This window comes from Pseudoflavonifractor sp. BSD2780061688st1 E11, from assembly GCF_005844125.1.
Classification (GTDB): domain Bacteria; phylum Bacillota; class Clostridia; order Lachnospirales; family Lachnospiraceae; genus Sellimonas; species Sellimonas catena.
The window spans coordinates 1-17,393 of record NZ_SPHM01000058.1 but is presented as its reverse complement, the minus strand read 5'-3'; the positions used below and the strand labels follow the sequence as shown (position 1 = coordinate 17,393).

The window sequence follows — 17,393 nt, the reverse complement described above, 5'->3', positions numbered from 1 at the left end:
AAACAACAGAAATTTTACCCAAGATGTAATGAATCTTTAAGAAAAAATTCAGGACTCTCTGACCTGTTTTGTTATAATATTAGAGAAGGGGGAAGTTGTAAATGACGGTGTAGAAGATGAAAAGAAGGAAAAAGATACGTACGATAAAGACAAAAAAATTCTGGCTGTCGATCATAGCCCTCGTTGTAATTATTGGTGCAATGTACGTGCTGATGCTTCCGCAGGGGGCTGCGCGGTTTGCAATTCTCAGATCGGGCCATCCGATTGCGGCATTGACGTTATCGATCACGACAGAAGGGTATCCTCATGAGCTGGAAGACGGGCAGATCGGTTATGTACTTGTGGATGCACCGTACGACAGGGAGCAGGGTGATGTAATGGATACCTGGATGGTGTACCGGCATGGGATGATTTATGTGGGAGAGTATGACACTAGATAAGATAAATTGAACATATAATAGATATATTAGAAAAAATTCCGAAAAATAAATTGGAAAAATTGAAAAAAAGTGTTGACAAATCTAAGAGGAACCCATATAATAGTCCATGTGCCAAGCGCACAAGACAAATGCCCAGATAGCTCAGTTGGTAGAGCAGAGGACTGAAAATCCTCGTGTCGCTGGTTCGATTCCGGCTTTGGGCATACGCGGGTGTAGTTCAATGGTAGAACACCAGCCTTCCAAGCTGGATACGTGGGTTCGATTCCCATCACCCGCTTTTTTTATTGCTCAAAAGCAAGGCCGCCGTATCATCAAGTAAAGATGATGCGGCGGCCTTTTCTTTGCCCGGAACATTGCTATTTCGTCAGTACCTCGGCGCCGTCTTCTGTAATAAGCACCATGTATTCGATCTGTGCAGAGAGTCCGTCGTCTTCCGTGTAGACAGTCCATCCGTTGTCTTCATCGATAAAGAAATCCGGACTTCCTTCGTTGATCATCGGCTCGATGGTAAACATCATGCCAGGAACGAGAAGCATCTCGCTTCCCTTTGGTGTGACATAGCTGACCCATGGCTCTTCGTGGAACTCCAGGCCGATGCCGTGGCCTCCGATGTCTTCCACAACGGAGTACCCGTTTGCTTTCGCATGGCTGTTGATAGCGTCTGCGATATCGCCGAGATGATTCCAGGGTTTTGCCTCTTTCAGTCCGAGCTCCACACATTCTTCAGTGACACGTACGAGACGTCTGGCACGCTCGCTGACTTCCCCGATGCAGAACATTCTGGAAGCATCGGAAAAATATCCGTCCAGAATGGTGGAAACGTCCACGTTGACAATATCGCCCTCCTGCAGGATGATGGATTCATCCGGAATTCCGTGGCAGATTTCATTGTTGATGGAAGTGCAGACACTCTTTGGGAATCCCTGGTAATCAAGCGGGGCAGGGATGCCGCCGTGCTCTGTTGTGAAGTCATAGACGAGCTTATCTATTTCGGCCGTGCTCATACCCGCATGAATGTGGGCGGCCACATGATCGAGGACAGCGGTGTTCAAGTCGGCGCTGATCCGGATTTTTTCGATCTGTTCCGGAGTCTTGATCATGGAGTGGTCCGGTACGATTTCGCCCTTTTCGGCATGAAGAGCGATTTTTTCATCCATCGCCATATGACACTTCTTATATTTTTTGCCGCTTCCGCACCAGCAAGGTTCATTTCGTTCCATATTCTCTATCTCCTTTGTCTTTCTGAATTTGTAAAATCTCTCAAAATCCGAGGGGGCATATGCCTCTCTTTTCCTATTATATCGCATTTCGCAGTTGTTAGCACCCTAAAAATAAGATATAATAAAAACATGTGGGAACTGTCGGGCCATGCTGTTTTACGAGGTCAGATGTATGGCGGAACAGTTATAATGTATGAAAAGAAAGGACGTGGGCATATGCTGAGAATCGGGATGCTGACAAGCGGCGGTGACTGCCAGGCACTCAATGCCGCAATGAGAGGTGTGGCAAAGGGGATTTTTGCCAAAGTAAAAGATGTGGAAATTTACGGATTCAGAGATGGCTATAAAGGATTGATTTATTCTACTTTTGATATGATGACCGAGAAGGATTTCTCCGGTATTCTGACACGCGGAGGTACAATCCTTGGTACTTCCAGACAGCCGTTCAAACAGATGAGAGTAATCGGTGAGGACGGAGTGGACAAGGTAGAGGCGATGAAGCACACCTACCATAAACTGAATCTGGACTGCCTTGTCATCCTTGGCGGAAATGGGACTCATAAGACAGCCAATCTGTTGAGGGAAGAAGGATTAAATGTAATTACGCTGCCAAAGACGATCGACAATGATCTCTGGGGTACGGATATGACGTTTGGTTTCCAGAGTGCGGTGGATATCGCGACAGATACGATTGACCGGATTCATACAACAGCCACATCCCACAGCCGCGTATTTATCATAGAAGTAATGGGGCATAAAGTAGGATGGGTGACGCTGCATGCAGGGATTGCCGGAGGAGCGGACATTATTCTGCTTCCTGAGATTCCGTATGATCTGAATGTGATCGCAGAATATATCAAAAAGCGTTCAGCGGCAGGAAAACGCTTTACGATCATTGCTGTCGCTGAAGGAGCGATTGCCAAGGAGGAGGCTGAGCTTCCGAAGAAGAAATTAAAAGAACTTCAGGAAAAGAAAAAAGCAAAATATCCGTCCGTTGCCTATGAACTGGCAGAGAAGATCGAGAGCAAGTGCGACAAGGAAGTCCGTATTACGGTTCCGGGGCATACACAAAGAGGAGGATCCCCGTGCCCGTATGACAGAGTTCTTGCGACAAGGCTTGGCGCGGCTGCGGCAGAGATGATTCTGCGTCATGAGTACGGCTATATGGTTGCCATCAAGGAGGGCGAGACATGTAAAGTTCCGCTCAAAGAGGTTGCCGGAAAGCTTAAGACAGTAGATCCGAAAGCGAAGATCATCAGCGAAGCACGTACAATCGGAATCAGCTTTGGCGACAAATAGATTGAGGAAGAATCAGGAAAAATCAGACAAGGAGAATGAATTATGTCTTATACTGCCTTATACAGGAAGTTCCGACCAGCAGAATTTGAAGACGTAAAGGGGCAGGACCATATTGTAACTACATTAAAAAACCAGATCAAGTCAGGAAGAATCGGACATGCCTATCTGTTCTGCGGGACAAGAGGGACGGGAAAGACAACGGTGGCAAAGATCTTTGCAAGAGCGGTCAACTGTGAGCATCCGGTAGACGGAAGCCCGTGCGGAGAGTGCGATATGTGCAGAAATATCGCGGCGGGAACTTACATGAACGTAGTGGAGATCGATGCGGCATCCAACAATGGTGTTGACAATATCCGGAGCATCCGGGAGGAAGTCGAGTATCGGCCGGCTCAGGGCAGGTATAAAGTCTACATCATCGACGAGGTCCATATGCTTTCCATCGGGGCGTTCAACGCGCTTTTAAAGACGCTGGAGGAGCCGCCGGAATATGTGATTTTTATTCTGGCGACGACCGAGGTTCACAAGATTCCGATCACTATCCTGTCAAGGTGCCAGAGATATGATTTCAGAAGAATTACGATTGATACGATTGCAGCACGTCTGAATGAACTGATGAAAAAAGAAGAGGTGGAAGTAGAGGAGCGGGCCATCCGCTACATTGCGAAAGCGGCGGACGGTTCCATGAGGGATGCACTGAGTCTTCTGGACCAGTGCATTGCCTTTCATATCGGAGAGAAGCTTACCTACGATAAGGTGCTCAGTGTTCTGGGAGCGGTGGACACGGATGTATACAGTGCCCTGCTACGCAGAATGATTGACCGGGATGTCAAAGGCGTGCTTCAGACGGTAAACGATCTTGTGATGGAGGGAAAAGAGCTTGCCCAGCTTACCACGGATTTCACATGGTATTTAAGAAACTTGCTATTGGCAAAGAGTTCTGATAATATGGAGGATGTGCTTGACGTTTCAACAGAAAATCTGGCACAGTTAAAAGAAGAAGCACAGATGATAGAAAATGACGCTTTGATGCGTTATATCAGGATTTTTTCAGATCTGAGCAATCAGCTGAAGTACGCTACACAGAAGAGAGTCCTTCTGGAAGTGGCATTGATCCGGATCTGCGTTCCGCAGATGGAGACGCGCCAGGATACGATTCTGGAGCGGATCCGCGCACTGGAGGAAAAGGTGGAGAAGGGTCTTGTGGCGCAGGCACCTCCTCAGGGATACAGGGCGGCGGATGGCCCGACGGCACAGGAAATGCCGGGAGAGATGCCGGTACAGCCGAGGGAGGTTCCGAAGGCGCTTCCGGAGGATGTAAAGGAAGTAGTAAAAAATTTCAGAATGATAGCAAATGATGCATCCGGAATGCTCAAAGTTTATCTCAGACAGGCAAGGCTCAGTGTTGGAAATGCAGGCCAGCTTCAGATTATCCTTCCGGATGATCTGGCGGCAGGCGTTGTCGGGACCGAAGACCATAAGAAGGAGATTCAGGATCTGATCGTAGAAAGGACCGGAAAGAAAGTCGAAATCGAGGTCGGGAAGGTCGAGCAGGGCCGCAGATTTGAGGACAGCTATATAGATCTGGAACAGCTGATCCATATGGATATCACAGTGGAAGATTAGGAGGAAGATAATATGGCAAAACGTGGAGGTTTTCCTGGCGGAGGTATGCCGGGGAACATGGCGAATCTGATGAAACAGGCGCAGAAGATGCAGCGTCAGATGGAAGAACAGGCTAAGGAGCTGGAGACAAAAGAGTTTTCTGCCACAGCAGGGGGCGGAGCAGTCAAGGTGACGGTATCCGGCAAGAGAGAAGTGTTAAACGTAGAACTTCAGGAAGAAGTAGTGGATCCGGAAGATATCGAGATGCTTCAGGATCTGATTGTAGCTGCGGTAAATGAAGCGCTGCGTCAGGTGGATGAGGCTAATTCTTCCGTAATGAGCAAACTTACGGGAGGACTTGGCGGAGGTATGCCAGGATTATTTTAGTCCGGGAGTGAGAAAAGAATGGAGTACTATAGTAACCAGATCAGCCGTCTGATTGAGGAGCTTTCCAGGCTTCCGGGTATCGGGCCGAAGTCGGCACAGAGACTTGCGTTTCATCTGATTCACATGCCGAAGGAGCAGGTGGAAAAACTTGCCGAGACGATGGTCAGTGCGAGAAACAATGTCCGGTACTGCAGGGAGTGCTGCACTTTGACGGATGACGAGCTCTGTCCGATCTGTAAAAATGAGCAGAGAGACCACGGGACGATCATGGTGGTGGAGACGCCGAGAGACCTGGCCGCTTATGAAAAGACCGGAAAGTACAATGGTGTGTATCATGTGCTTCACGGGGCGATTTCGCCGATGCTTGGAATCGGACCGGGAGACATTCGTCTTAAAGAGCTGATGATCCGGCTGGAGGGAGATGTCAATGAGGTCATTGTCGCGACCAATTCTACGCTGGAGGGAGAGACCACAGCTATGTACATCAGCAAGCTGATCAAGCCGACAGGGATCAAGGTGAGCAGGATTGCAAGTGGGGTTCCGGTCGGAGGAGATTTGGAGTATATCGATGAAGTGACGCTTCTTCGCGCCCTGGAAGGACGCACGGAGCTTTAAGAAAAAGGGATTGCAAAAGCCTCTGACTTCTGTAGATCCCTTTCCTTTTGCAGTGCAGCCGGACGGTTTGCATTTTCCGCGAAAGGAAAGCCGCGCCACCTTGTCAGATGGGAGGAAGAGGATGAAGAAAAAGAAGATCACATCGACAGACATCGCAAAGGCAGCGGGCGTATCCCAGTCTACAGTTTCCATGATCCTGAATAAGAAATACAATGTTTCTTTTTCCAAGGAGACGGTGGAAAAAGTGGAGAAGACAGCGGCGAGGCTTGGCTATCAGCCGCCGAAACGAAAGGTCAGAAAAGAAAGCAGAAAAGAGAAACTGCTTGTTGTATTCTGCTCCAACCTGACGAATCCTTACTATGTCATGCTGCTGCAGGGGATCGAGACAAGAGCCAAGGAAGCGGGGTTCGGGCTTTTTATCTGCAATACACAGAGGAGCCTTAAGATGGAGGAACGGTATCTGCGCATGATGCCGGAGCTTTCGCCGCTTGGTATCATTTACACATGTAATCCAAGCAGATGCTATATGGACATGATCGAGGATCTGGCAGGAAAGATTCCGATTGTTGTGGTAAACAATCAGAATGAGCAGATGAGCGTGGATGCGGTGGAGCTTGATAATTCCAAACTGGGACGTCTGATGGCGCGCCATCTTCTGGAGCTCGGTCACAGGGATGTGGCGTATATCGCGCCGCCGCTCACGATCCGGCAGAAGCAGCGTTCCAAGCGGGTGGAAGGCTTTCTGAAAGAGTTTGACAGGCAGGGGCTCAAAGACCATGTCATCATCAAAGCGGCTGATGAGGCCTATGATATGAATGTGGCGAATATCGATTCCGAATATAAGATCGGCTATGATCTGACGAAAGAACTGCTGGCGGAGCAGCGGGAGGTTACGGCCATTGTCGGACTGAACGACATGATTGCATTCGGGATTCTGGACGCGCTCCAGGAAGAAAAATATAAGGTTCCGGGGGATATCTCGGTGATGGGATGCGATAATACATTGTTTGCCAGGATGCATAAGGTATCGCTGACGACGGTGGAGCATTTTGTTGTATTTAAAGGAAGAGATGCGTGTGATATTATTATGAAAAAAATCGCTGCCGGAACAATGAAATATTCCGGAATCGAACCGGTGAGCACATACCATGTGGAGTATGAGCCAAAGCTTATCGTAAGAGGCACCACATCCTATCCGATAAAATTAAATTAATGAATTCCTGAAAAATATTAATAATAAAAACGGGGATGAAATTGATATAATGTTCATAAAATGGCCTGATAAGTGGCTGTTTAAATGAATCAAACATAAATTTTACATAAAACAAACGAAAAATCAGGGATGAGCAATTAATAAAAATTAAATTATTAATTTATAAAATTACTAATAAAAAACCGGCGGTATTGACCACCTTATTTCGAGGTTTTATAATGAAATCAAATGATAAACATGAACCCAAAATAAGGAGGAACACAGAACATGAGATTTTTTGTTGACACAGCAAACGTGGAAGAGATCAGAAAAGCAAATGATATGGGAGTGATCTGCGGAGTAACGACAAATCCGTCTTTGATTGCAAAGGAAGGCCGTGATTTTAACGAAGTAATCAAAGAGATCACATCTATCGTAGACGGACCGATCAGCGGAGAGGTAAAAGCGACCACGACAGATGCAGAAGGCATGATTGCAGAAGGACGTGAGATTGCAAAGATTCATCCGAATATGGTAGTCAAAATCCCGATGACAGTAGAGGGATTAAAGGCAGTGAAAGTTCTTTCTGCAGAAGGAGTAAAAACAAATGTAACACTGATCTTTACAGCAAACCAGGCGCTTCTTGCGGCAAGAGCCGGCGCAACCTATGTATCTCCGTTCCTCGGACGTCTGGATGATATCTCCGTGAAAGGGTCAGAACTGATCGAAGAGATTGCGGAAATGTTCGCTGTTTCCGGAATCGAGACACAGATCATCGCTGCAAGCATTAGAAATCCGATCCATGTGACAGAGTGTGCGCTTGCAGGAGCAGATATTGCGACAGTACCGTACAAAGTAATTGAACAGATGACACATCATCCGCTGACAGATGCAGGAATCGAGAAATTCCAGGCTGACTACAAAGCGGTATTCGGAGAGTAATTCTCCGGAGAAAAAGAGACAGGAGGCATTGTCATGGACAATTTAGAATTACAGAAAACTGCCAATGAAGTCCGCAAAGGCATTATCACTGCAGTTTATAATGCAAAATCCGGACATCCGGGCGGATCTTTATCTGCGGCAGACATTTATACCTATCTTTATTTTGAAGAGATGAACATCGATCCTGAGAATCCGAAGAAGGCGGACAGAGACCGTCTCGTGGTTTCCAAAGGACATACATCACCGGGTTACTATTCCGCCCTTGCCCACAGAGGATTCTTCCCGGTAGAAGATCTGAAGACATTCCGTCATGTAGGTTCTTACCTGCAGGGACATCCGGACATGAAACACATTCCGGGTGTGGACATGTCAAGCGGATCCCTCGGACAGGGAATTTCTGCGGCAGTCGGAATGGCCATTTCCGCGAAATTATCCGGAGATGACTACCGTGTATACACACTGGTCGGAGACGGAGAGATTCAGGAAGGACAGGTGTGGGAGGCATCTATGCTTGCAGGTCACAGAAAGCTTGACAATCTTGTTGTGATCGTGGATAACAACAACCTTCAGATCGACGGAACAATCGAGGAAGTCAACTCTCCATACCCGATTGACAAGAAATTTGAGGCCTTTAATTTCCATGTGATCAATGTGGATGGGCATGATTTTGATTCGTTAAGAGCAGCATTCAAAGAAGCAAAAGAGACTAAGGGAATGCCGACAGCAATCATCGCAAAGACAGTCAAGGGAAAAGGAGTTTCCTATATGGAGAACCAGGTATCCTGGCACGGCTCCGCTCCGAATGAAGAGCAGTATAAAGTCGCAATGGAAGAATTAGAGAAAGCAGGTGAAGCATTATGTCAGAAGTAAAGAAAATCGCAACACGGGAAAGCTACGGTAATGCTTTGGTAGAACTTGGAAAAGAGCATGAAGACGTGATTGTACTGGATGCGGACCTTGCCGGCGCGACAAAGACAGGAACCTTTAAGAAGGCATTTCCGGAGCGCCACATTGACTGCGGAATCGCAGAGGGAAATATGATGGGAGTTGCGGCGGGTCTTGCAGCGACAGGAAAGGTTCCGTTTGCAAGTTCTTTCGCCATGTTTGCGGCAGGACGTGCATTTGAACAGGTGAGAAACTCCATCGGATATCCGAAGCTCAACGTCAAGATCGGTGCAACCCATGCGGGTATCTCCGTAGGAGAAGACGGAGCAACCCATCAGTGCAACGAGGACATCGCCCTGATGAGAACGATTCCGGGAATGACCGTGATTGTGCCTTCTGATGATGTAGAAGCAAAGGCGGCAGTAAAAGCGGCATATGAGCACGAAGGACCGGTTTATCTGCGTTTCGGACGTCTGGCTGTGCCGGTGATCAATGACAATCCGGACTACAAATTTGAACTTGGAAAAGCTATCACTCTGCGCGAAGGAAGCGACGTGGCAATCATCGCAGCAGGACTTGAAGTAAATGAGGCTCTGGTAGCGGCAGAAAAGCTTGCAGAAGATGGAATCCAGGCAGAAGTCATCAATATGCACACCATCAAACCACTGGACAGGGAAGCTGTTTTAAAAGCAGCTGAAAAGACCGGAAAGATCGTGACAGTGGAAGAACACTCTGTCATCGGCGGACTTGGTAGCGCTGTCTGCGACGTAGTAGCTGAGACAGCATGTGCAAAGGTCATGAAAATCGGTGTCAACGATGTCTTCGGAGAATCCGGACCGGCAGTCGAACTGATCAAAAAATACGAACTGGACGGCGAAAGCATCTATAAGAAGGTAAAAACGTTCGTAGAGAAATAGAGAAAATAATAGGGGCTCTCCCGCATGGCGGGAGGGCCCTTTTGTCTGCATTTGCGGGATTGTTATGCGAACCAGTAGCCGCTGTAGTCGTATTTAAAGACACGGTACCACCAGGTAGCTCCACTTCCCGTTAAGGTCTGGATCAGGTTGTGGTCCTGATCAAATTCATTTGCCTCAAAGGCGCTTCCACTGTCCGTCAGAAGATTGTCACCAACCTGCTGTACGGAGCTGACGTAGCCGGAATAGGTGACAGGGACGCTGTCAACAAGTGTAAAGGTTCCGGCAGTTTCATCGACAAGATATTTATAATAATAGGACTCATCCCCTTCGGTTCCGGAATAAGTGCCGTCATAATTTTCATCACTGTCATAGTCGTAGTCACGGGTGCTGATTGTAGCATTATTGTTATTGTACATGGTCAGATAATACTGTCCGTCGGATAATTCATCTGAAGTCTCATAGGTCACGCAGTGCTGTCCTGCCTGGAGCGTAAAGTCTCCAACCTGCTCAAGAAGCAGATCTTCATATCCGGTTCCCTCCCAGAACTGGTCGGAACTGATGAGATAATCCACGGTCGGACTGCCGTAAATATCGCTGATTTTGATGATGCTGGATGTTTCCCGGGAACTTAGAATCAGAGAATCGTCCCCTATAAGGCTGAGGGAGTTGATATGCATCCAGTCAAAGTCCTCCTCGTCATTTTCGAGAGAATTGAAGTAATCCGTAAACAGTAGTATCATAATTCTGTAATAATTATGTGAAGGATTCGTAATCACTTCTTGAGAAAACTGTGATTTTTGAAAGTCAAAAGGAAGGCGGAATGAATGATGACAAACACAGAGCCTGCATTGTGTACTAACGCGCCGACAACCGGGTTTAAAATTCCAAGGATGGCAAGAATGATCGCGAGAAAATTCAGTGCCATGGAAAAGGTGAGGTTGCAGCGGATTGTAAACATCATTTTCCGTGACAGGGCAATCAAATGAGGAAGTTCCCGGATGTCATCATTTACGAGCGCGATATCTGCCGCATCCACAGCGATATCACTTCCAACCCCGCCCATTGCAATCCCGACAAATGCTTTTTTCAGAGACGGAGCATCATTGATTCCATCCCCGATCATGCAGACTTGTATCTGCCGTTTCTGGGACTGTTCAATCCAGGAAAGTTTCTCCTGCGGAAGACAGCCGGAGTAAACTTCTTCGATGTGCAGCACGTCTGCAATATGCGCCGCGGCATTTCGGTGGTCTCCGGTCAGAAGAACTGGAGATACGCCGGTAGACTTGACCTGGCGGATGGTTTCGGCAGCGTCTTCCCGGAGGGTATCGGCAAGAACGAGAAATCCGGCAGCCTTGCCGTCAACAGCTACGTAAATAACTGTGCATCCCTCATCCAGCCAGGAAGAAGCCCGGGCAGGGAGCTCGTCCGAAAATGTATCCGTATGCTCTTTTAACAGCTGTTCATTTCCCGCAAGAATGGCGTGCCCATCCACTTTGGCAGATACTCCGCGTCCGGGAATCATGTGAAATTCTTCCGGAGAAGCCGGGGCAGACTGTGTCTGTTTCTGAAAATCAGAGACGACTGCCTTGCCGAGAGGATGCTCGGAGCGAAGCTCGGATGAAGCCGTAAGACGGAAAAGATCCGTGTCTGAAAGTCCTGGAAGAATACTGTGGATGGTCTCTACATGCAGATTTCCCTCGGTCAGTGTTCCGGTTTTGTCAAAAGCGATCTTTTTTACCATGGAAAGCCTCTCAAGGGCATCTCCTTCCCGGACAAGAAATCCATGTTTGGTTGCGTTTCCGATGGCTGCCATAATGGCGGTAGGGGTGGCAAGAACAAGGGCGCACGGGCAGAATACAACAAGAATTGTTACGGCACGGATGATCTCACCGGTGAAAAACCATGTAAGAACAGCCGACACAAGAGCAATGATGACAATCCAGGTGGCCCACCTGTCGGCAATTCCGACAATCTTTGCCTTTCCGGCATCGGCAGACTGCACAAGACGGATCATTCTCTGGATAGAGCTGTCTTCACCTACCCTCAGTGCTTTCATATCAAAAGAGCCGTAGAGATTGACAGTGCCGCTTGAGACATCATCGCCGGCCTCTTTGTCGACAGGGAGAGATTCTCCTGTCATGACGGCCTGGTTGATGGAAGTCTGTCCGGATGTAATGATGCCGTCCACGGGAATTGTCTCGCCCGGAAGAACGCGCAGCAGATCGCCGGCAATTACATCGCTTGCAGGGATGATTTCTTCACCGCCGGAAGTAATCCGCCTTGCTGTCCGCGGCGTGAGATGGACAAGCTTCTCAATCCCGGCACGGGCTTTTGAAACAGTAAGATCCTCCAGAAGAGCACCAAGCTGCATGATGAAGGCCACCTCGCCGGCCGCAAAGTCTTCACCGATGATCAGGGAAGCAATCAGCGCGATAGAGACAAGCACATCGGCCTTGATGTCAAAGGCCGTCACAAGACCGATGACTGCCTCCAGTATGATCGGTATTCCGCACAGGATCACGGAAATCCATGCCAGATCAAAAGGAAAGGGACGGATCCCGAAAAGACTCGCAAGAAGAGCCGCAAGTGATATGGAAAGAAAGATGATATCCTTTTTGATTCCGCCCCATTCCAGAATACGTTCCAGTGTTTTCATAAGTATTCTTCTCCTTCCTTTATACCTATACAGGTATATGTTTAAGAAAATTATACCTATAGGGGTATGGGTTGTCAAGGAAGAAAAAAGGAAAGCAGCCGTTCTGAAACAGCTTCCCAGTTGATGATATGGAACCAGTTGTCGATATAGCTGCTGCGTAGATTATGATATTTCAGATAATATGCATGTTCCCAGACATCCAGAGGGAGTACCGGGTAGAAACCGAGTGTGAGCGGATTGTCCTGATTCGGAAGAGCCATGATGGCGGGAGAGCCGTCCGGACTGATAACCAGCCACGCGCAGCCGGATCCGAACTGTCCAAGGGCGGCCGTCTTCATGTCCGAGAAAAATTGCCGGCCGGTGTCATAGTATTCCAGGATGGCCGGAGCAATTTCCTGTCCCGGCGGGGCCATGAGATCAAAGTAAAGGTCATGGCTGTACACACCGCCCCCATTGTTGCGTACAGAAGTACGAAGAGGATCCGGAATGTCTTCCAGACGGGACAGGAGCTTTGTCAGTGTCCAGGAATGATACTCGGGAGCATTCACAAGAGCGTCATTCAGATTATCCACATAAGTCCGAAAATGCCTGTCATGGTGCAGACACATCGTCTCGCGGTCGATAAACGGCTCCAGCGCATCATACGGATAGGGAAGCGGCGGAAGATGAAAAGGCCAGGTCATTTCTGTAATCAAGGTTTGATACCTCCTTTTGCTGTTCTAATGACAATATAAGCAGATATCGGAAGAGAAATGACAAAACCGGTTTATTTTTCAGATCATGTTTGCAAAACGTTCAACAGCTTTTGTAAATTTTGCAATCGTTTCATCAGCGTCTCCGTGTTCGATTCCGTCGCGTACACAGTGCTGAATATGGCCCTCCAGAACGACCTGACCCGCTTTGTGGAGGGCGGATTTAGCAGCATTGATCTGCGAGAGAATGTCTTCGCAAGGAACGTCTTCATCAATCATCCGGTCGATGGCCTGGACCTGGCCGATGATTTTCCTGAGACGGCGGTGGAGATTTTGAGAATCAATACATTGTTTCATAGTAATGCCTCCTTCTCATACCGTTAGGGGTATATGTATTCCATAATTATCAGGTATAATAAGAAGAATGTCAAGGTACGCCGGGTAAAGATTGTAAATTTTTGAATTTTAATCAAATTTATGTGTAATTCGCGTACTAATATGGTATAATTCTGTTAAATAAAAATGAAAGGGGCGTTCCTTATGAAGTTGATTTTTGCGGTTGTACATGACGATGATACGAATAAAGCCGTCAGGCATCTGAATGAAAAGAAATTCCGCGTGACAAGATTATCCAGTACCGGAGGATTCCTGAGACGGGGAAATACAACATTGATGCTTGGTGTGGAAGACGATCAGGTGGAAGAAGTTTTTAAAATTCTTCAGGAAGAATGTGCAAAGAGAAAACAGGTGGAAGTAACGACACCATATCCGCAGGGAGACCTGTCTATGATCAGTTATTCCTATATCCCGATTACCGTTGAAGTCGGCGGTGCCACGGTATTCGTACTGAATGTGGAACAGTTTAAGAGAATCTGACGGTCAGAGTAAAAGAGAGGCGCAAAGTTGACAAAACACGCCCTGGGAAAACAAAATACATGAAAAATACCGGAAGACTTGTGCAAAAAGACACGAGTCTTCCGTTTTTTTCGCCGGATGTGTCGTATTTTTCTTGGAACCCGCTGACATAAAGCGATAAAATCAGCGTTACCGCTATGATATGATGAGAAAAAATATGAATATGAGGTGAGAATATATGGAAAAACAATTTCCGAAAAATGTACGTCAGATAGGGAATGTATGTGACAGTCCCAAGATTTATGTGGAAGACTATGTAGATACATTCTTGAACCAGCTTTGCGATAAAACGGATGAAGAGCCGAAAGGGGCTTTCCTGATCGGAGAAACAGGACAGGTAGAAGATCAGGACTGCGTATATATATCGGGAGCCGTCAGGATATCGGAGATTGTAAAAAATGAAAATCAGCTGAATCTCGCGGAAGCTGCCGTGGAAGCGGGAATGAAAGACTGTAAGGAATATTTCGGCAATCAGTCGCTTGTCGGGTGGTTTCTGATTGACCCGTCCAGAAAGCCGGGCACGGATGAAGCGCTGGAGAAGATACATAAAACGTATTTCGGTGAAGAGAATACGGTTTTTATTATGAAAGATCCGAAAGACAGAGAAGAAAAGTTTTATGCCTATAAATATGAAGAACTGATGGAAATCAATGGACATTATATTTATTATGAAAAAAATCCGGAGATGCAGAATTATATGATTTCCTCACGGAAAGAAAACAGGATTACTCCCAGTGAATCTATTGCGGATCGGGCTGCGAAGGATTTTCGCAGTATCGTGAAAGCAAAACTGGAGAAGGCGGACCAGAAGCAGAATAACCGTTTTCTCTATGCGGCAAGCACATTTCTTTTGCTTGTTATTCTGATCATCGGCGTGACAATGGTAAATAATTATGATAAGATCAAGGCAGTTCAGACCTCTCTTGACCAGATTACAAAAACCGTGGAAAAGGCGGAAGGCGAAGAAGAAGCACAGGCATCCGGAGAGAAAGTGACAACAGAGGTTGAGGAAGGAACGGATGTTAAGAGCAGCAGTGAAGACACACTGGATATACAGGAACAGGAGACTTCCGGAGGGGAAGAGTACTACGTGGTGCAGCGTGGGGATACGCTTGCTACCATCAGCCGGAAAGTATATGGAGATACTTCCTATGTAGACGCAATCGCACGGATGAACGGTCTTACGAATGGGGATTTCATATACATCGGGCAAAAATTACTGTTGCCGTAAGAAAAAGTATGTTATGATAATCAGAAATAGAACAGTATAAATAAAATACAAAGGGGAAAGCAATATGAAGGATAAGCAGCAAATGAGGTTCCACGTGGTCCCGAGGGCTGATATCCCGGATCTTTTCGGGGAGGGAACTGCTGTCCGGATCGGCCGGAAGTATGTCGAAAAGCCCCGGGTGGAGATGTGGACGGTACAGCCTTCTATTGAAACGGAGAATCCGGAAGAAATGCATCCGGTAAAAAAGAAGAAAAAGCCTATGAGGGCCAGAACAAAAAAGGCGATCCGAAGATGGGTCATTGTGGGAGTTCTGACAGCGGCCGTGGCGGTCTCCTATCTGACGATTACACTTCAGACCTATACAGGGGTTGAGGTCGTGTCTCAGATTCAGGAAGCAGAGTCGGGAAACAGCTTTTATATACGTTATGGGGAGAATATACTGAGCTGTGATACCGACGGTGTTGCATTATTCGATCTGGACGGGGCTGAACTCTGGACGGAAAGCGTCCAGTTTCAGAAACCGGTTATGAAAGTCAGCGGTACTTCCGCGGCAGTAGCAGAGCAGGGCGGCAACGATATTGCAGTATTCGGAGAAAATGGACTGCGGGGGCAGATCAGTACGACATTTCCCATAGAGAAAATGTCCGTATCAGATCAGGGAGTTACAGCCGTTCTGCTTGAAAATGGAAGCACTCCGATGATTCAGTGCTATGACGTATCAGGAAATGTACTGATCGAGTACAGCGTTGCGTCTTCTGCAAGCGGATATCCGATTGACATTGCGCTGTCGCCTGATGGAACGACACTTCTTGTCTCTTATCTGGTGGTACAGAATGGTCAGGTGGATACCAGGATTACTTATTACGACTTTGGAAAAACACACGAAGACGGGAATTATGAAATCGGCGGAGATACTTATGAGAATCAGCTCATGCCGAGCGTATTCTTTGTATCCGATGATAAATCGGTCGCAGTAGGCGACGGCGGCTTCGTGATTTATGAAGGATCCGAGCCGAAAGAAAGTACGAAGATTGACATCAAAAAAGAAATCAGAAGTATCGCCTACGATGAAGAATATCTTGCATTTGTTCTGAAAGATACAGATTCGGCCGGATATGAACTGCGGCTTTACGATTATAACGGAAAAGAGATTATATCAAAGGAATTTGAGGGTGATTATAGTAACATCAAAATTGATGACGGACAGGTAATCCTGTTTGACGGTGAGAACGCCAGCATTTTCACTGAAGGTGGAATTCACCGGTTTGAAGGAAGCATGGGGGCGGATATCAGAGACATCTTTGTTCTGAAAGGAATCAATAAATATCTGATGATGAGTAACAAAGGAACCCAGACAATACGCCTGACAAAATAGGAGAACAACATGAACTGGTTATTATATGGAACGATAGGAATTCTGGCGATAGGAATCATTGTGGGATATATCAAAGGGGCACTGCGCATCGCAGTATCACTGGCCGCGGCGGTGGCCGCGTGGATTCTGGTGGTTGTACTCACGCCGTATGCGGCGGATGCCGTGATTCAGTACACCCCGGCGGATGACTGGATTGAGGAGCGGCTTGAAAGTGCCTTGATGACAAACATGTCGGATGCTCTGGAAGAGCAGGCCGGAATAGAAAACGGAACAGATATCGATCTGCCGGCACTGGCAGAGCAGCTTTCCGGAGGCGAGATTTCCAGACAGGAACAGGCACAGATTATAGAGAATTCCGATGTGCCGGAGATATTTAAGGAATATCTGCAGGAAAATAATAATAAAGAAATTTACAGTATGATCGGAGCGGACAGCTTCGCAGACTATATCGCAAAAGGGATTACACGTCTGATTATTCAGATTCTGACTGCGGTCGTACTCTTTTTTGTCATATCGGCCGCACTGAAAATTGTTATGTATATACTGGATGTAGTTTCGTGGCTTCCGATCATAGGAGGAATCAACCGGATTGCCGGAGCAGCCCTTGGACTTGTGATGGCGCTGATTTTTATCTGGATTGTGTTCCTTGTATTTACGCTCCTGTACACAACACCGGCCGGGGAAGAGATCTTTGCGCAGATTAACGGGAATGCGTTTCTCCGGTTCCTGTATCAGAATAATTATATATTGAAGATTCTTATGGGGCTCCGCTGATGGCGGGGCCTTTCTGCTGAGTGCCAAGACTGATTGTGAAGACGGCAGTTACGTGTTCCGTCGTATTCGGAAGCGAAAAGATGCATCTTTCTGCTCCTGAATACGGGGAGAACAGTAACCTGGAAGAAAGAAAGAGAAAAAACAAAAAAGTTGAAAAAAGTTGTTGACATTTACAAGCCTGGATGATAATATATAACACGTTCCGCTGATAACTGTCAGCACAAAACATCTCAGAGTGACAATCCTGAGGA

General features: G+C 47.1%; 18 protein-coding genes and 2 tRNA genes. 15 read left to right on the top strand and 5 right to left on the bottom strand.

Features of this window, described 5'->3' with window-relative positions:
- The first annotated feature begins 116 nt into the window (after positions 1-116).
- The 3 genes from FGQ85_RS16880 (at position 117) to FGQ85_RS16870 (ending at position 717) form a co-directional block, all read left to right on the top strand.
- On the top strand, positions 117-440 hold the full coding sequence (locus FGQ85_RS16880; RefSeq protein ID WP_087168808.1) for a hypothetical protein: 324 nt from the start codon (positions 117-119) through the stop codon (positions 438-440).
- A 130-nt stretch (positions 441-570) separates the two neighbouring features.
- Positions 571-643 (top strand) — tRNA-Phe (locus tag FGQ85_RS16875).
- Positions 644-646: 3 nt separating this feature from the next.
- Positions 647-717, top strand: a tRNA-Gly gene (locus FGQ85_RS16870).
- Between the two features lie 79 nt (positions 718-796).
- On the opposite strand, the gene FGQ85_RS16865 is transcribed toward FGQ85_RS16870, so the two are convergent.
- Positions 797-1,660 (bottom strand): methionyl aminopeptidase, encoded by an 864-nt coding sequence (locus tag FGQ85_RS16865; RefSeq protein WP_087168807.1) that lies wholly within the window; start codon positions 1,658-1,660, stop codon positions 797-799.
- 216 nt (positions 1,661-1,876) lie between these two features.
- Here FGQ85_RS16865 and FGQ85_RS16860 point away from each other — a divergent pair, with 216 nt between their 5' ends.
- The 8 genes from FGQ85_RS16860 to FGQ85_RS16825 all read left to right on the top strand — a co-directional run bounded on the left by FGQ85_RS16860 (position 1,877) and on the right by FGQ85_RS16825 (position 9,499).
- Positions 1,877-2,959, top strand: a complete 1,083-nt coding sequence (locus FGQ85_RS16860) for an ATP-dependent 6-phosphofructokinase (protein ID WP_087168865.1) — start codon at positions 1,877-1,879, stop codon at positions 2,957-2,959.
- A 42-nt stretch (positions 2,960-3,001) separates the two neighbouring features.
- A complete protein-coding gene (gene dnaX / locus FGQ85_RS16855; protein WP_087168806.1) occupies positions 3,002-4,582 on the top strand; it encodes a DNA polymerase III subunit gamma/tau in 1,581 nt (526 codons plus the stop codon).
- 12 nt (positions 4,583-4,594) lie between these two features.
- Positions 4,595-4,948 (top strand): YbaB/EbfC family nucleoid-associated protein, encoded by a 354-nt coding sequence (locus FGQ85_RS16850; RefSeq protein ID WP_087168805.1) that lies wholly within the window; start codon positions 4,595-4,597, stop codon positions 4,946-4,948.
- Positions 4,949-4,966: 18 nt separating this feature from the next.
- Entirely contained in the window at positions 4,967-5,563 is a 597-nt protein-coding gene (recR, locus tag FGQ85_RS16845) for a recombination mediator RecR (protein WP_087168804.1), read from the top strand.
- Positions 5,564-5,684: 121 nt separating this feature from the next.
- The gene (locus FGQ85_RS16840; RefSeq protein ID WP_087168803.1) at positions 5,685-6,776 is read left to right on the top strand and encodes a LacI family DNA-binding transcriptional regulator; all 1,092 of its coding nucleotides are present in this window, start codon (positions 5,685-5,687) and stop codon (positions 6,774-6,776) included.
- Between the two features lie 267 nt (positions 6,777-7,043).
- On the top strand, positions 7,044-7,697 hold the full coding sequence (gene fsa, locus FGQ85_RS16835; RefSeq protein WP_087168802.1) for a fructose-6-phosphate aldolase: 654 nt from the start codon (positions 7,044-7,046) through the stop codon (positions 7,695-7,697).
- Between the two features lie 33 nt (positions 7,698-7,730).
- Positions 7,731-8,567 (top strand): transketolase, encoded by an 837-nt coding sequence (locus FGQ85_RS16830; RefSeq protein WP_087255446.1) that lies wholly within the window; start codon positions 7,731-7,733, stop codon positions 8,565-8,567.
- The gene (locus FGQ85_RS16825) at positions 8,555-9,499 is read left to right on the top strand and encodes a transketolase family protein (RefSeq protein ID WP_118636863.1); all 945 of its coding nucleotides are present in this window, start codon (positions 8,555-8,557) and stop codon (positions 9,497-9,499) included. Before FGQ85_RS16830 ends, FGQ85_RS16825 begins: the two co-directional genes overlap by 13 nt.
- 62 nt (positions 9,500-9,561) lie before the next feature.
- On the opposite strand, the gene FGQ85_RS16820 is transcribed toward FGQ85_RS16825, so the two are convergent.
- From FGQ85_RS16820 to FGQ85_RS16805, 4 genes are all read right to left on the bottom strand, one after another.
- Positions 9,562-10,239: an aryl-sulfate sulfotransferase gene (locus tag FGQ85_RS16820; protein WP_138374052.1), complete on the bottom strand. Its 678-nt coding sequence runs from the start codon at positions 10,237-10,239 to the stop codon at positions 9,562-9,564.
- 32 nt (positions 10,240-10,271) lie between these two features.
- Complete coding sequence (locus FGQ85_RS16815; RefSeq protein ID WP_138374051.1) at positions 10,272-12,155, bottom strand: cation-translocating P-type ATPase; 1,884 nt, start codon at positions 12,153-12,155, stop codon at positions 10,272-10,274.
- A gap of 74 nt (positions 12,156-12,229) precedes the next feature.
- Positions 12,230-12,850, bottom strand: a complete 621-nt coding sequence (locus tag FGQ85_RS16810) for a superoxide dismutase (protein ID WP_243128596.1) — start codon at positions 12,848-12,850, stop codon at positions 12,230-12,232.
- 78 nt (positions 12,851-12,928) lie between these two features.
- Positions 12,929-13,204 (bottom strand): metal-sensing transcriptional repressor, encoded by a 276-nt coding sequence (locus tag FGQ85_RS16805; protein WP_087168796.1) that lies wholly within the window; start codon positions 13,202-13,204, stop codon positions 12,929-12,931.
- A 183-nt stretch (positions 13,205-13,387) separates the two neighbouring features.
- Between FGQ85_RS16805 and FGQ85_RS16800 the strand changes: the two genes are divergently transcribed.
- From FGQ85_RS16800 to FGQ85_RS16785, 4 genes are all read left to right on the top strand, one after another.
- On the top strand, positions 13,388-13,723 hold the full coding sequence (locus FGQ85_RS16800; protein ID WP_138374050.1) for a cyclic-di-AMP receptor: 336 nt from the start codon (positions 13,388-13,390) through the stop codon (positions 13,721-13,723).
- 217 nt (positions 13,724-13,940) lie between these two features.
- Complete coding sequence (locus FGQ85_RS19055) at positions 13,941-14,993, top strand: LysM peptidoglycan-binding domain-containing protein (protein WP_087255455.1); 1,053 nt, start codon at positions 13,941-13,943, stop codon at positions 14,991-14,993.
- Between the two features lie 64 nt (positions 14,994-15,057).
- Positions 15,058-16,368 carry a DUF5711 family protein gene (locus FGQ85_RS16790; protein WP_138374049.1) on the top strand — a complete coding sequence of 437 codons (1,311 nt, stop codon included), beginning with the start codon at positions 15,058-15,060 and terminating at the stop codon, positions 16,366-16,368.
- 9 nt (positions 16,369-16,377) lie between these two features.
- Positions 16,378-17,142, top strand: a complete 765-nt coding sequence (locus tag FGQ85_RS16785; RefSeq protein ID WP_087255461.1) for a CvpA family protein — start codon at positions 16,378-16,380, stop codon at positions 17,140-17,142.
- Positions 17,143-17,393: the final 251 nt, after the last annotated feature.

Coding starts and splice junctions, on each gene's coding strand:
- FGQ85_RS16830 (WP_087255446.1), top strand. CDS start 7,731: ATGGACAATTTAGAATTACAGAAAACTGCCAATGAAGTCCGCAAAGGC.
- FGQ85_RS16840 (WP_087168803.1), top strand. CDS start 5,685: ATGAAGAAAAAGAAGATCACATCGACAGACATCGCAAAGGCAGCGGGC.
- FGQ85_RS19055 (WP_087255455.1), top strand. CDS start 13,941: ATGGAAAAACAATTTCCGAAAAATGTACGTCAGATAGGGAATGTATGT.
- FGQ85_RS16865 (WP_087168807.1), bottom strand. CDS start 1,660: ATGGAACGAAATGAACCTTGCTGGTGCGGAAGCGGCAAAAAATATAAG.
- FGQ85_RS16790 (WP_138374049.1), top strand. CDS start 15,058: ATGAAGGATAAGCAGCAAATGAGGTTCCACGTGGTCCCGAGGGCTGAT.
- FGQ85_RS16825 (WP_118636863.1), top strand. CDS start 8,555: ATGTCAGAAGTAAAGAAAATCGCAACACGGGAAAGCTACGGTAATGCT.
- FGQ85_RS16820 (WP_138374052.1), bottom strand. CDS start 10,239: ATGATACTACTGTTTACGGATTACTTCAATTCTCTCGAAAATGACGAG.
- FGQ85_RS16880 (WP_087168808.1), top strand. CDS start 117: ATGAAAAGAAGGAAAAAGATACGTACGATAAAGACAAAAAAATTCTGG.
- FGQ85_RS16860 (WP_087168865.1), top strand. CDS start 1,877: ATGCTGAGAATCGGGATGCTGACAAGCGGCGGTGACTGCCAGGCACTC.
- dnaX (WP_087168806.1), top strand. CDS start 3,002: ATGTCTTATACTGCCTTATACAGGAAGTTCCGACCAGCAGAATTTGAA.
- recR (WP_087168804.1), top strand. CDS start 4,967: ATGGAGTACTATAGTAACCAGATCAGCCGTCTGATTGAGGAGCTTTCC.
- FGQ85_RS16805 (WP_087168796.1), bottom strand. CDS start 13,204: ATGAAACAATGTATTGATTCTCAAAATCTCCACCGCCGTCTCAGGAAA.
- FGQ85_RS16785 (WP_087255461.1), top strand. CDS start 16,378: ATGAACTGGTTATTATATGGAACGATAGGAATTCTGGCGATAGGAATC.
- FGQ85_RS16815 (WP_138374051.1), bottom strand. CDS start 12,155: ATGAAAACACTGGAACGTATTCTGGAATGGGGCGGAATCAAAAAGGAT.
- fsa (WP_087168802.1), top strand. CDS start 7,044: ATGAGATTTTTTGTTGACACAGCAAACGTGGAAGAGATCAGAAAAGCA.
- FGQ85_RS16800 (WP_138374050.1), top strand. CDS start 13,388: ATGAAGTTGATTTTTGCGGTTGTACATGACGATGATACGAATAAAGCC.
- FGQ85_RS16850 (WP_087168805.1), top strand. CDS start 4,595: ATGGCAAAACGTGGAGGTTTTCCTGGCGGAGGTATGCCGGGGAACATG.